Source organism: Streptomyces sp. CNT360, assembly GCF_000424785.1.
The window spans coordinates 107,880-120,255 of record NZ_AUKO01000004.1 but is presented as its reverse complement, the minus strand read 5'-3'; the positions used below and the strand labels follow the sequence as shown (position 1 = coordinate 120,255).

The 12,376-nt window shown below is 72.9% G+C and carries 10 protein-coding genes; 7 read left to right on the top strand and 3 right to left on the bottom strand.

Translation table 11 applies throughout. The features are described from left to right. Nucleotides 1–9 precede the first annotated feature (9 nt). The 3 genes from H297_RS0110710 to H297_RS0110700 all read left to right on the top strand — a co-directional run bounded on the left by H297_RS0110710 (nucleotide 10) and on the right by H297_RS0110700 (nucleotide 2,454). Nucleotides 10–954 (top strand): dihydrodipicolinate synthase family protein, encoded by a 945-nt coding sequence (locus tag H297_RS0110710; RefSeq protein ID WP_027737034.1) that lies wholly within the window; start codon nucleotides 10–12, stop codon nucleotides 952–954. A gap of 110 nt (nucleotides 955–1,064) precedes the next feature. Beyond that, complete coding sequence (locus H297_RS0110705; RefSeq protein WP_027737033.1) at nucleotides 1,065–1,685, top strand: bifunctional 4-hydroxy-2-oxoglutarate aldolase/2-dehydro-3-deoxy-phosphogluconate aldolase; 621 nt, start codon at nucleotides 1,065–1,067, stop codon at nucleotides 1,683–1,685. Between the two features lie 46 nt (nucleotides 1,686–1,731). Further along, nucleotides 1,732–2,454, top strand: a complete 723-nt coding sequence (locus H297_RS0110700) for an FCD domain-containing protein (protein WP_027737032.1) — start codon at nucleotides 1,732–1,734, stop codon at nucleotides 2,452–2,454. Nucleotides 2,455–2,526: 72 nt separating this feature from the next. Here H297_RS0110700 and H297_RS0110695 read toward each other — a convergent pair whose 3' ends face one another. Continuing rightward, nucleotides 2,527–3,540, bottom strand: a complete 1,014-nt coding sequence (locus tag H297_RS0110695; protein WP_027737031.1) for a LacI family DNA-binding transcriptional regulator — start codon at nucleotides 3,538–3,540, stop codon at nucleotides 2,527–2,529. Nucleotides 3,541–3,812: 272 nt separating this feature from the next. Between H297_RS0110695 and H297_RS0110690 the strand changes: the two genes are divergently transcribed. From H297_RS0110690 to H297_RS0110675, 4 genes are all read left to right on the top strand, one after another. Further along, complete coding sequence (locus tag H297_RS0110690) at nucleotides 3,813–5,108, top strand: MFS transporter (protein ID WP_027737030.1); 1,296 nt, start codon at nucleotides 3,813–3,815, stop codon at nucleotides 5,106–5,108. Nucleotides 5,109–5,172: 64 nt separating this feature from the next. Then, nucleotides 5,173–6,345, top strand: coding sequence for an L-rhamnose isomerase (gene rhaI / locus H297_RS0110685; RefSeq protein ID WP_027737029.1), 1,173 nt, complete (start codon nucleotides 5,173–5,175; stop codon nucleotides 6,343–6,345). A gap of 66 nt (nucleotides 6,346–6,411) precedes the next feature. Next, nucleotides 6,412–8,454: a bifunctional rhamnulose-1-phosphate aldolase/short-chain dehydrogenase gene (locus tag H297_RS0110680; RefSeq protein ID WP_027737028.1), complete on the top strand. Its 2,043-nt coding sequence runs from the start codon at nucleotides 6,412–6,414 to the stop codon at nucleotides 8,452–8,454. 122 nt (nucleotides 8,455–8,576) lie between these two features. Beyond that, nucleotides 8,577–10,034 carry a rhamnulokinase gene (locus H297_RS0110675; RefSeq protein WP_027737027.1) on the top strand — a complete coding sequence of 486 codons (1,458 nt, stop codon included), beginning with the start codon at nucleotides 8,577–8,579 and terminating at the stop codon, nucleotides 10,032–10,034. Nucleotides 10,035–10,148: 114 nt separating this feature from the next. Here H297_RS0110675 and H297_RS0110670 read toward each other — a convergent pair whose 3' ends face one another. Beyond that, on the bottom strand, nucleotides 10,149–10,946 hold the full coding sequence (locus H297_RS0110670; protein ID WP_027737026.1) for an SAM-dependent methyltransferase: 798 nt from the start codon (nucleotides 10,944–10,946) through the stop codon (nucleotides 10,149–10,151). A 131-nt stretch (nucleotides 10,947–11,077) separates the two neighbouring features. Beyond that, nucleotides 11,078–12,376: an MFS transporter gene (locus tag H297_RS35765; RefSeq protein ID WP_037793729.1), complete on the bottom strand. Its 1,299-nt coding sequence runs from the start codon at nucleotides 12,374–12,376 to the stop codon at nucleotides 11,078–11,080.

The following is a 12,376-nucleotide window of genomic DNA, read 5'->3' as shown; positions in this document are numbered from 1 at the left end:
AGCCCGCCGTTGTCCGTACGTACCCGCGAGGACGCCGACGCGCTCGTGCGCGGGGTCGTGCCCGTACTCGAAGTGCCCTTCGACGAGGACGGAGCCCTCGATCTCCCCGGCTTCACCACCGTTGTGGACCGGGTGCTGGCGACGGGCGTGAGCGCGGTGATGTTTCCCGGTTTCGCGAGCGAGTTCCACAAGCTCGACGACGCCGAACGGCACCTGCTCACCGAACTGCTGCTGGAGCGCACCCGGAACCGTGCCGACGTGGCCGCGGTCGTCTCCGTGCCGGACCACGCCACCCGCCGCGCCGTCGCCGAGGCCCGGCGAGCCGCCGACCTGGGTGCCGACGCGCTCAACCTGCTGCCGCCGCACTTCCTGGGCCCGTCCCCGGAGGCCGTCCTCACCCACCTGCGTACCGTGCTGACGGCAGCCGATCCGCTCCCCGCCGTGCTGCAGTACGCCCCGGCGCAGACCGGGACGGCCCTGGACGCGCCGGCGCTCCAGCGGATGGCCGCCGCACACCCCAACCTGCGCTGGGTGAAGGTGGAGTCGGCGCCACCGGGCCGGCTCGTCGCCGCGCTGGCCGAGGGCGAGCGGCCCTTGCCCTCGCTCGTCGGGTACGCGGGGCTCCAGCTTCCCGACGCCCTGCGGCGCGGCGCGATCGGGGTGCAGCCGGGCTGCTCCTTCACCGAGCTGTACGTCGAGCTCTGTCGGCGCTGGCACCGTGGCGACGAGGCCGGGGCCGTCGCCCTGCACACCCGGATGCTGCCGTACCTGTCGTACTGGATGCAGCACGTCGAGCTCATCGTCGCCGCGGAGAAGGAGATCTCCGTGCGCCGCGGCTGGTTCGCCTCGGCCCACTGCCGCGCGCCGGGCCACCGGCTGGACGCGGAGGAACTGCGGATGGTCGACCGCTTCTGCACCGAGTTCGCAGACCTTCTGCCGGAGCCGGCCCGGTGAGCCCCGCGACAGCGGAGTGCGGCGTGAGCCGGAACCCCCGCACCGCCGACCGCATCCACCGCGGCGTGGGAGACTCGTCGCAGCGCACGCACAGAAGGAACTCGCACGCCATGTACCGATGGGACACCGTCCGGGCCGTCACCGCGCAGCGGGTCTTCGGCATCGTCCGCGCCCCGGGGCCGCAGGAGGCCGTCACGGCGGCCGAGGCAGTGCTGGACGCCGGACTGCACGCCGTCGAGGTCGCGCTGACCACCCACGGGGCCCTCGCCGCCGTGGCCCGGCTCACCGAGGCCCGCCCCACGGCGCTGGTCGGCGCGGGCTCCGTCCTCGACGGCTCGGCGGCACGGGCCGCGGTGGAGGCGGGGGCGCGCTTCCTGGTCTCGCCCAGCCTCCACCCCGAGGTGATCCGCTGCGGCCACCGCTACGGGGTACCGGTCTTCCCGGGGGTGGCCACGCCCACCGAGATGGTGCGGGCCCTGGAGGAGGGCGCGGACGCCCTGAAGCTCTTCCCCGCCTCGGCACTCGGGCCCTCCTGGCTGCGGGACGTGCGGGCCGCACTGCCCCAGGCACCCGTCGTACCGACCGGGGGTGTGACAATCGGCAACGCACCGGAATGGGTCGCTGCCGGTGCCGTGGCCTGCGGCATGGGTGCGGCACTGACATCCGGCGGCGCACAGGCGGCAGGCGAGCGGGTGGGCACGCTCCTGCACCGGCTCGCCGACGCCCGGTGAACGCCGCACCGAGCGGGCGGCCGGGAGAGGAACGACGGGATCGCGCGTGGAACTTCATGGCCTGCACGGTCAGGTGGTCGACCGGATCGGTGCGTCCCTCGCGGCGGACGAGATGCGCGCGGGCGAGGTCCTGCGCCTGGAGGACGTCCAGGAGCGCTACGGCGTCTCCCGCACCGTGGCGCGCGAGGCCGTCCGCGTGCTGGAGTCGAAGCGGGTGGTCACCAGCCGCCCCCGGGTCGGCATCACCGTCCGGCCGATGCCCGAGTGGAACCTGTACGACCCCCAGGTCATCCGCTGGCGGCTGAGCTCGCCCCGCCGCGAGGCGCAGTTGCGCGAGCTGGCGGAGCTGCGCGCGGCCGTCGAGCCCTCCGCGGCCGCACTCGCGGCGACGAGCGCGGACGCGCGGGCCCGGCAGACCCTCACGGCGCACGCCCGGACCATGGCCGACGTCGCACGTACGGGGGACATCCCGGGCTTCGTCGCCGCGGACCTGGCCTTCCACCGGGAGCTCCTTGCGGCCTCGGGCAACGGAATGTTCGCCCAGTTGTCCGAGGTGACCGAAGAACTGCTCGTCGCCCGCCGCGACCTGTCGCTGATGCCCGACGCGGTCGACCTCGCCGCCGTGCACCGACATGTGCGGGTGGCCGAGGCGGTGGCAGCCGGGCACGCCGAGGACGCGGCACGGTATGTCCGGACGATCGTCGACGCCGCGCGCCGCGAGGTCGAGAACCTCCTGGAAGGCGGGGCGCACTGCGCCCTGGGAGGCTGACGGGCCGTCCGGTCCCAGCCGGCAGCGAGCGGCGGGCAGGACCGGGACGAGGCCCGCGCCGGGTCCGAACCGTCAGCCGAGGCGGCGCATGCTGGAGCGGCGCACGGCCAACTCCGGTGTGAAGACCAGATGCTGCGGCTCGGACGCGCCCGTGTCCGGGGCCGCTTCGGCGATCAGCAGCTCCGCCGCGCGCCGGCCCATCGCCCGTGCGGGCTGGCGGACGGAGGTGAGCGGGACGGCGGCCGCCGCGGCGAACTCGATGTCGTCGTAGCCGACCAGGCTGATGTCCTCCGGCACCGAGAGGCCCGCGGCGAACAGGACCTGCAACAGGCCCAGTGCCAGCAGGTCGTTGGCGCAGAAGACGGCGGTGGGCAGCGGAGAGATGCCCAGCAGCCGGGACGCGGCGTCCCGCCCGGCGGCGACGTCGAGCCGGTCGGCCTCGATGTGGTGCAGGCAGTCCGTCCCCAGCCCGGCCCGGTGCAGCGCGGCGAGCACCCCGCTGTGCCGGTCCCGGCACTGGGCCAGCCGCATCGGGCCGCTCAGGTAGGCCAGCGAGCGGTGGCCGCCCTCGATCAGGTGGCGGGCGGCGAGTTCGCCGCCCGCGACGTCGTCCACCGCGACGGAGGAGGCGTCCAGGCCGGGCACCCGGCGCTCCAGGGAGACGAACGGAATGCCGTGCCGGGCGAACGCGGTGAGGGTCGCACCGTCCTGGTCCGCGGAGGAGACGAGGACGCCGTGCACCCGTTGCTCGGCGAACAGCGAGAGACAGGTGGCCTCCTCGGCGGGGCTCTGCGCACTGTTGCACAGCATCGCGCCGAGGCCCGCGCTGCGGGCGGCGGCCTCGGCACCGGCGGCGAGGTCGACGAAGAAGGGGTTGGCCATGTCGAGGACGAGTATCCCCATGATGCGGCTCCGCCCCGCGCGCAGCTGCCGGGCCGACTCGCTGCGCACATAGCCCAGGTCGCGGATCACCGCACGTACGCGCTCACGGGTGTGCACGGCGACCGTGTCGGGACGGTTGAGCACGTTGGAGACGGTCCCCGTGGACACCCCCGCCTCGCGGGCGATGTCCTTGATGCCGACCATGTGCGCCGCTGTCCCTTCCCCGCTCGTGCCGGGGCTCGATGATACGCGGCAGCTGCGCGGAGCCCCGCGCCGGCGGCCGGTGTCCCGCCGTTGTGGACCGGTCCGCTGCGACATGGGTGAAAGGTTTCAATCTCTCGACCTGCATTCCTGTGAAAGTTTCCGGGCCGCCTATTGACGCGGCTGGTTGCCTGCCTCCATGTTTTTACACGTTTCATTCGCCAGCGGCGCCGACGACTCCGGTGGGCCGCTCACCCCGGGACGAGGGAGTCCACATGACATCCACGGAACCCCGAGAGAGACCGCCTGCCGACGACGAGAGCCGGGTGACCAGGCAGCAGTGGAAGTGGACCGCGCTGGCCGGGATGGCCTCCTACCTGGACGCGGGCTCCATCGTCGCCCTCGGCTCGGGACTCTCCCTCTTCAAGGAGGAGATGGGGCTCTCCGGCGGGGCGGTCGGTGTCCTGGCGGCCATCGGACCCAACGCCATCGGCGCCGCGCTGGGTGCCTTCGTCGGCGGCCGGCTCGGCGACAAGCTCGGCCGCAAGCGGATATACCAGTACGACCTCCTGGTCTACGCGGCCGCGATCCTGCTGATCGCCTTCGCGCTCGACCCGCTCATGCTCTTCGCGGGCACCTTCGTCGTCGGCGTCGCGGTCGGCGCCGATGTGCCCACCTCGCTGGCGCTGGTGGGAGAACTCTCCCCGGCGCGGGCACGGGGGAAGCTGATGGGGCTGACGCAGGTGACCTGGAACCTGGGCCCGGTCGTCGTACTGCTTCTGGCCTTCGCCCTGTCGCCGCTGGGCCTGCTGGGCATCCGGATCGTCTTCCTGCACCTGTTCGTGGTCGCGCTCGTCACCTACGCGCTGCGGCGCGGGATGCGCGAGTCGGTGGCCTGGCAGGCGGCGGCAGCGAAGGCGAAGCAGACCCGGGTCCGGGCGCGTGACCTGCTCACCGGCCGCCACCTCAAGGCGCTGATGTGGACCGGTGGCATCTACCTCACCTGGAACCTGATGGCGGGCACCAACGGCATCTTCACGCCGTACATGGTCAAGTCCCTCGGCGCCGGAAGCCAGGCGACCAGCGTGGCCCTCCAGTGCGCCGGCTTCCTGCTGGCCTGCGTCGGCACCGTCACTCTCTACATGCGGTTCGCCGACCGCGGCCACCGGCACCGCAAGGTGATGTGGGTGACCGGCGCGCTCATGCAGATCGTCGCCTGGGGCGCCTTCGTCGTGCTGCCGTTCACCGTGCCGGTCATCCTCCTCAACGTCCTGCTGTTCGGCATCGGCCAGACCATGGCGGGCGAAGGCTTCTACAAGACCGTCAGCCAGGAGCTGTTCCCCACCATGCTGCGGGGCACGGCCCAGGGCATCACCTTCGGAGTGGCCCGCGTCGTCCTCGGCATCTGGTCCTTCTTCGTCCCCGTGCTCGCCGAGACCGGCATCGGCACGGTGGCCGGGTTCCTCACCGGCTGCCTCGTCGTCTGCGGAGTCCTCGGCTTCTTCATGCCCAACACGACAGGGCGGACACTCGAAGAGATCGAGACCGGGCGGGCCACCGTGCGTGCCTAGGCCCTCTCGTCCGGACCCTGCCGGTGCCCGCACCCGACCCGTCACAACCCTACGGAGACACACCATGTCCGGCTCCGCCCTCGCGGCCGTCCAGGAGGCCTTCGACTCCCTGGTGATCGAGACCCCTTCGTGGGGATACGGCAACTCCGGCACCCGCTTCAAGGTGTTCACCCGACCCGGTGTCCCACGCGACCCGTACGAGAAGCTGGACGACGCGGCGCAGGTCCACCGGTACACCGGCGCCGCCCCCGTCGTCTCGCTGCACATCCCCTGGGACCGCGTACCGGACTACGGGCGGCTCGCCGCCCACGCCCGGGAGCGGGGCCTGCGCATCGGCATGATCAACGCGAACGTCTTCCAGGACGACGACTTCAAGCTCGGCTCGGTGACCCACCCCGACTCCGGGGTGCGCCGCAAGGCCGTCGACCACCTGCTGGAGTGCGTCGACGTCATGGACGCCACCGGCTCCGACGCGCTGAAGCTGTGGTTCGCCGACGGCACCAACTACCCCGGCCAGGACGACCTGACGGCCCGCCAGGACCGGCTCGCCGAGGCGCTGGAGCAGGTGTACGCGCGGCTGGGCGACCACCAGCGCATGGTCCTGGAGTACAAGCTGTTCGAGCCAGCCTTCTACGCCACCGACGTCCCCGACTGGGGCACCTCCTACGCCCACTGCCTCAAGCTGGGCGCCAAGGCCACGGTCTGCGTGGACACCGGGCACCACGCGCCGGGCACCAACATCGAGTTCATCGTGGCCTTCCTGCTGCGCGAACGGAAGCTGGGCGCCTTCGACTTCAACTCCCGCTTCTACGCCGACGACGACCTGATGGCCGGCGCCGCCGACCCGTTCCAGCTGTTCCGGATCCTGTACGAGGTCACCAGGAACGGCGGCCTCGACCCCGCCCGCGACGTGCGGTTCATGCTCGACCAGTGCCACAACATCGAGGCCAAGATCCCGGCGGTGATCCGCTCGGTGACGAACGTCCAGGAGGCCACCGCAAAGGCGCTGCTGGTCGACCACGAGGCGCTGCGCACCGCCCAGCGCGAAGGCGACGTGCTGGAGGCCAACGCCGTGCTGATGGACGCCTACCACACCGATGTGCGGCCGCTGCTCGCCGAGGTGCGCCGGAGCAAGGGACTGGCCGCCGATCCGTTCCGCGCCTACCTGGAATCGGGTCACCACGAGCGCATCGCCGCCGACCGCGTCGGGGGGCAGCAGGCGGGCTGGGGAGCCTGACCCGCCCACCTCGATGCAGACCGTGGCCGCCCCGGCCCCTCCACCACAAGCCCCGAAGGAACCGCGATGCCCGCCGCACACCCCGCAGTCGACGCCCTGCTCACGCGAGCCCGTACGCTCGGCTCGGACCCCCGCAACACCAACTACGCCGGGGGAAACGCCTCCGCCAAGGGCACGGCGACCGACCCGGTCACCGGCCGCGACACCGAGCTGATGTGGGTCAAGGGCTCGGGGGGCGACCTCGGCACCCTCACCGAGGACGGCCTTGCCGTGCTGCGCCTGGACCGGCTGCGGGCCCTGACCGGGGTGTACCGAGGCGCCGCGTACGAGGACGAGATGGTCGCCGCCTTCGACCACTGCCTGCACGGCAAGGGCGGCGCCGCCCCCTCCATCGACACCGCCATGCACGGCCTGGTCGACGCCGCCCACGTGGACCACCTGCACCCGGACTCCGGCATCGCGCTGGCGTGCGCGGCCGACGGCGAGCAGCTCACCGCCGACTGCTTCGGCGACAAGGTGGTGTGGGTGCCCTGGCGCCGCCCGGGCTTCCAGCTCGGCCTGGACATCGCCGCCGTCAAGCAGGCCCACCCGCAGGCGGTCGGTGTGATCCTGGGCGGGCACGGCATCACCGCCTGGGGCGAGACGTCCGCGGAGTGCGAGGCCAACTCGCTGTGGATGATCCGTACCGCGGAACGGTTCCTCGCCGACAACGGCCGCACCGACCCGTTCGGACCGGCCCTGGACGGGTACGGTCCGCTGCCCGAGCCGGAACGCCGCGCCAAGGCCGCCGCGCTGGCCCCGGTCATCCGCGGTCTCGTCTCCACCGACGCGCCGCAGGTCGGCCACTTCGACGACTCCGCGCCCCTGCTGGAGTTCCTCTCGCACGCCGCGCACCCGCGGCTGGCGGCCCTGGGCACCTCCTGCCCCGACCACTTCCTGCGCACCAAGGTCCGCCCGCTCGTCGTCGATCTGCCCGCCGACGCGCCCGTCGAGCAGGTGGCGGCCCGCCTCGCCGAGTTGCACACCGCCTACCGCGAGGAGTACGCGGCGTACTACCGGCGGCACGCGGACTCCGACTCGCCCGCGATGCGCGGGGCCGACCCGGCGATCGTGCTGGTGCCCGGTGTCGGCATGTTCTCCTACGGCAGGGACAAGCAGACCGCCCGCGTCGCCGGGGAGTTCTACCGCAATGCGGTCGACGTGATGCGCGGTGCCGAGGCCGTCTCCTCCTACGCGCCCATCGAGGAGGCGGAGAAGTTCCGTATCGAGTACTGGGCGCTGGAGGAGGCCAAGCTCCGGCGGATGCCGCAACCCCAGCCGTTGGCCACCCGCATCGCCCTGGTCACCGGCGCCGGCTCCGGCATCGGCCGGGCCACGGCACAACGGCTCGCAGCCGAGGGGGCCTGTGTCGTGGTGGCCGACATCGACGGCCGGGCCGCCGACACGGTGGCTGCGGAACTGGGCGGCCCGGACCACGCGGTGGCCGTCACGGTCGACGTGACCGACGAGGAGCAGATCGCCGCCGCCTTCGCCGAGGCAGCCCTGGCCTTCGGCGGCGTCGACCTGGTCGTCAACAACGCGGGCATCTCGCTGTCCAAGCCGCTGCTGGAGACCACCGCCCGCGACTGGGACCTCCAGCACGCCGTCATGGCCCGCGGCTCCTTCCTCGTCTCCCGCGAGGCGGCCCGCACCATGAGAGTGCAGGGCATGGGTGGCGATCTGGTCTACATCGTCTCCAAGAACGGCGTCTTCGCCGGCCCGAACAACATCGCCTACTCCGCCACCAAGGCCGACCAGGCTCACCAGGTGCGGCTGCTGGCCGCCGAACTCGGCGGGGACGGCATCCGGGTCAACGGCGTCAACCCCGACGGGGTCGTCCGCGGCTCCGGCATCTTCGCCGGTGGCTGGGGCGCCCAGCGGGCCAAGGTGTACGGCGTCGCGGAGGAGGAGCTCGGCGAGTTCTACGCCCGGCGCACCCTCCTCAAGCGCGAGGTGCTGCCCGAACACGTGGCCAACGCGGTCTTCGCACTCACCGGGGGCGACCTCACCCACACGACCGGGCTGCACGTGCCGGTCGACGCGGGTGTCGCAGCTGCCTTCCTGCGCTGACCACCGGCACTGACCGGCACTGACCGGCACCGACCAGCGCTGCTGAGACACCGTCACGCCTCCACCGCCTGCGCCGGTGCCCCGCGGCAGCGGGGCACCGGCCCGTTCCCGAAGGCCCTCTCATGACCGCCAGCTTCGCCGCAGTGGACCTGGGTGCCACCAGCGGCCGTATCATCGTGGGCACTGTCGGCACCGCCGGGCCCGGCACCCTCGACCTCACCGAGGTCCACCGCTTCCCGCACGCCCCGGTCCGTCTGCCCGACGGCCTGCACTGGGACCTGACGGGCCTCTACGGCAACGTCCTCGCCGGGCTGCGCGCGGCAGGCCCCGGCATCACCTCGCTCGGCATCGACAGTTGGGCGGTCGACTACGGGCTCCTCGACGCCGACGGTGCGCTGCTCGGACTGCCCTACAGCTACCGCGACCCCCGTAGCGGCCCGGCCGTCGCGCGGGTGCACCGGCTCGTCCCCCCGGCCGAGCTGTACGCCCGCACCGGGCTCCAGCACCTGCCCTTCAACACCGTCTTCCAACTCGCCGCCGACCACGGCACACCGCGGCTCGCCTCGGCCCGGACGCTGCTCCTCCTCCCGGACCTGCTGACGTACTGGCTGACCGGGACCGTGGGCGCCGAGGAGACCAACGCGTCCACCACCGGGCTCCTCGACGCCGTCACGGGCACCTGGTCGGACACGCTCATCTCCCGCCTGGGGCTGCGGCGTTCGCTCTTCCCCAAGCTGCGCCGACCCGGCGAGCGGGCCGGGACACTGCTGCCGCACGTGGCGGCCGGAACTGGACTGCCGCCGACCGTTCCCGTGGTGACCGTCGCCTCGCACGACACCGCGTCCGCCGTGGCGGCAGTGCCCTTCGAGGAGGAGGGGGCGGCATTCATCTCCTGCGGCACCTGGTCACTGGCCGGACTCGAACTCGACGCGCCCGTACTCACCGAGGCCTCCCGTGCGGCCGACTTCACCAACGAGCGGGGCGTCGACGGGACCACGCGCTACCTGCGCAACATCATGGGTATGTGGCTGCTGGAGGAGTGCCGCCGCACCTGGGACGACACCGACCTGGCCGCACTGCTCGACGCGGCCGCCGCAGCCGCTCCGTTCGCCGCCCTCATCGACCCGGACGACCCCGCATTCCTCGCCCCCGGCGACATGCCCGCGCGGATCGCCGCCGTGCTGGAACGCACGGGCCAACCGGTGCCCGGCACCCGCGGCGGGCTGGTGCGCTGCATCCTGGAGAGCCTCGCCCTCGCCCACCGCCGCACCCTGGCACAGGCTGCCGAACTGGCCGGGCGCACGCTGAGCCGCATCCACCTGGTCGGCGGCGCTTCACGCAACGCGCTGCTGTGCCAGTGGACCGCCGACGCCACCGGGCTGCCGGTCACCGCGGGGCCGGCCGAGGCCACCGCGCTGGGCAACCTCCTGCTCCAGGCCCGGGTGCACGGCCTCGTCGACAGCCTTCCCGGGATGCGCGCCCTGGTCGCTGAACGGCTCCCCCTCGTCCGGTACGAGCCGCGGCACACCGCCGCCTGGGACCGGGCCGCCGAACGGCTCGCCGGCGCCCTGCGCACATGAGTCTGCTGGGCTCGCGGTCGTCAGGCCGGGGCCGACGACTCCCGGCAGGGTCCCGGTGGTGTGCCGGGTGACTCGTACGGTCGGGAGCCGCCCCACGGTGCCGGGGGCCGTGCGTCAGGGCTTGCGCGCGACCCCGCCCCAGCCGGCCCGGTCGGTGGCTGTCCCGGTGGTCGCCTCCGGCTTCCAGCGCGGCCAGGAGGTGTAGCCGGGGTCGACCAGCTCAAGACCCGCGAAGAGCTCGACCGTCTGGGAGGGTTCACGGAAGATGTACGGGATGGCACCCGAGCGGTTGTACTCCTCCTGCACCCGCCGGTGCTTCTCATCTGCTGCGGTCGAGTGGCTCAAGGCCAGCCAGCTGCCCGACGGCAGCGCTTCCATCACCCGGTGCACGAGCCCGAGTGCCTCGTCCCAGTCCACGATGTGCCCCAGCACGTCACTGATCACCACGGCGACGGGCGCGGACAGGTCCAGCGTGTCACCGGCCCCGCGCAGCACGAGGTCCGTGTCCTCCATGTCCGCTTCGACGTAGGAGCTGGCGCCCTCCGGGGTGCTGGTGAGGAGCGCGTCGACGTGCGTGATCACGAGGGGGTCGTGGTCGACGTAGACCACCCGGCACTCCGGTGCGATGCGCTGGGCGATCTGGTGCGTGTTGTTGCTCGTGGGCAGGCCGGCGCCGAGGTCGAGGAACTGCCTGGCCCCCTCTTCCTGCGCCAGGAAGGTCACCGCACGGCGCAGCCAGTCGCGGCTCTCCGGAGGAAAGCGGCGCATGGGTGGATAGGTGTCGAGGTAGCGGTCCCCTGCGATGCGGTCGACCTCGTAATAGTCCTTCCCTCCCGTCCAGTAGTTCCAGATACGGGCCGAGTGCGGGACCGTGGTGTCTATCCTGCGGCGCGGCCGTGGTCCGTCGATCATGCGCGGTCTCTCTCAGTCGGTGGCTCTCGTCCGGTGGCTGCTCCGTCACGGAGCCCGAGGAACAACTGCTGGCTGAGGGAGGCCTGTTGGCCCCGCCGTCAGCCCCCACCCTAATCCTTGCGGGTGCTCGGTCACGCACCGCGCCGCGGCGGTCGTTCCGCAGCATCGCCGGGGGCGGGGGCGCCCTCCGGTGCCTGCACGAGGCGTTCACCGCCTGGCGCGGCCTCGCGGCGAGGGAGCAGCGGCACGGTACCGAGGAGGAGGACACCGGCGAGCGCGATCGCGGTACGGACGCCGGTGGCGGCGGCCAGCAGGCCCCAGGCCGCGGTCATTGCCGCGATGGCGAGGCTGCTGCTGACCGCCCACGCGGACAGGGTGCGGGCGACCCGGTCGGGTGCGGTGTGGTCCAGGCGGTAGGTGGCCAGCACCGGGTTGAAGACCGCGCAGCTCGTCACCAGTCCGAGCTGGACGACGATGACGAGCGCCACCCCCGGGACTCCGGGGCCGACGAACACCATGCCGAGCAGCCAGCATGCCCGAAGCGCCCCGGACCCCACCAGCACCCTGTGCTGCCCGCACCGCGCCACGAGCCGGTGGGCCATACGCGAGCCGATGAGCCCACCGGCACACGGGAGGGCGAAGACCAGGCCGTACTGCCAGGGCGCGAGGCCGAGATGCTCCAGCAGGAGCACGGCGAGCAGCGGCTCGGTCGCCATGATCAGCCCGTTGACCAGGACGGCGTTGCAAAGGAGCGGCCGCAGCGCCGGGTGGGTCAGGATGTGGCGCCAGCCCGCCAGGAGGTCGGCCCCGCGCAGCCGGTGCCCCCGGGTGCGGACGGGGCGGGGTTCGCTGCCGCCGACGGCGCGGAGGCCCAGGGCCGAGAGCAGGTAGCTGACCGCGTCGGCCAGCACGCCGGCCACCGGACCGAACAGCGCGATCGCGGCCCCGCCGAGCGGCGGCCCGACGACGGTCGAGGTCCATGTCGTCGACTCGAACCGGCCGTTGGCCACCAGCAGGTCCTCCGGGGGGACGAGCGCCTTGAGATACGCGCCGCTCGCCGCCCTGAAGACGATGTCGGCCGCCGCGGCGACGACGGAGACGAGGAGGAGCTGGGCGAAGCTGAGCAGGCCGAGCGCGAACGCCGCGGGGACGCTCCCCATCGCCGTGAACCGGACCAGGTCCATCGCCACCATGACCGGCCGCTTGCGGCGGAACTCCACCCACGGGCCGAGCGGCACCGCGACCACGGCCCCCACCACCCGCCCCACGGCGGCCAGGGCCGCCACCTGTGTCGGCCCGCAGTGCAGCACCAGGATCGCCAGCAGGGGGAACGCCCCGAACCCGAGCCCCGTGCCGTACGCGCTGACCGCGTACGCAGCCCACAGCCACCCGAAGCGCCGCCCCAGCGCCCGCCTGCCCGTCGTTCCCAC

Bases quoted from the DNA above. Each gene is read 5' to 3' on its own strand.
- H297_RS0110670 (WP_027737026.1), bottom strand. From the start codon at position 10,946: ATGATCGACGGACCACGGCCGCGCCGCAGGATAGACACCACGGTCCCG.
- H297_RS0110695 (WP_027737031.1), bottom strand. From the start codon at position 3,540: ATGGTCGGCATCAAGGACATCGCCCGCGAGGCGGGGGTGTCCACGGGG.
- rhaI (WP_027737029.1), top strand. From the start codon at position 5,173: ATGTCCGGCTCCGCCCTCGCGGCCGTCCAGGAGGCCTTCGACTCCCTG.
- H297_RS0110690 (WP_027737030.1), top strand. From the start codon at position 3,813: ATGACATCCACGGAACCCCGAGAGAGACCGCCTGCCGACGACGAGAGC.
- H297_RS0110680 (WP_027737028.1), top strand. From the start codon at position 6,412: ATGCCCGCCGCACACCCCGCAGTCGACGCCCTGCTCACGCGAGCCCGT.
- H297_RS0110705 (WP_027737033.1), top strand. From the start codon at position 1,065: ATGTACCGATGGGACACCGTCCGGGCCGTCACCGCGCAGCGGGTCTTC.
- H297_RS0110675 (WP_027737027.1), top strand. From the start codon at position 8,577: ATGACCGCCAGCTTCGCCGCAGTGGACCTGGGTGCCACCAGCGGCCGT.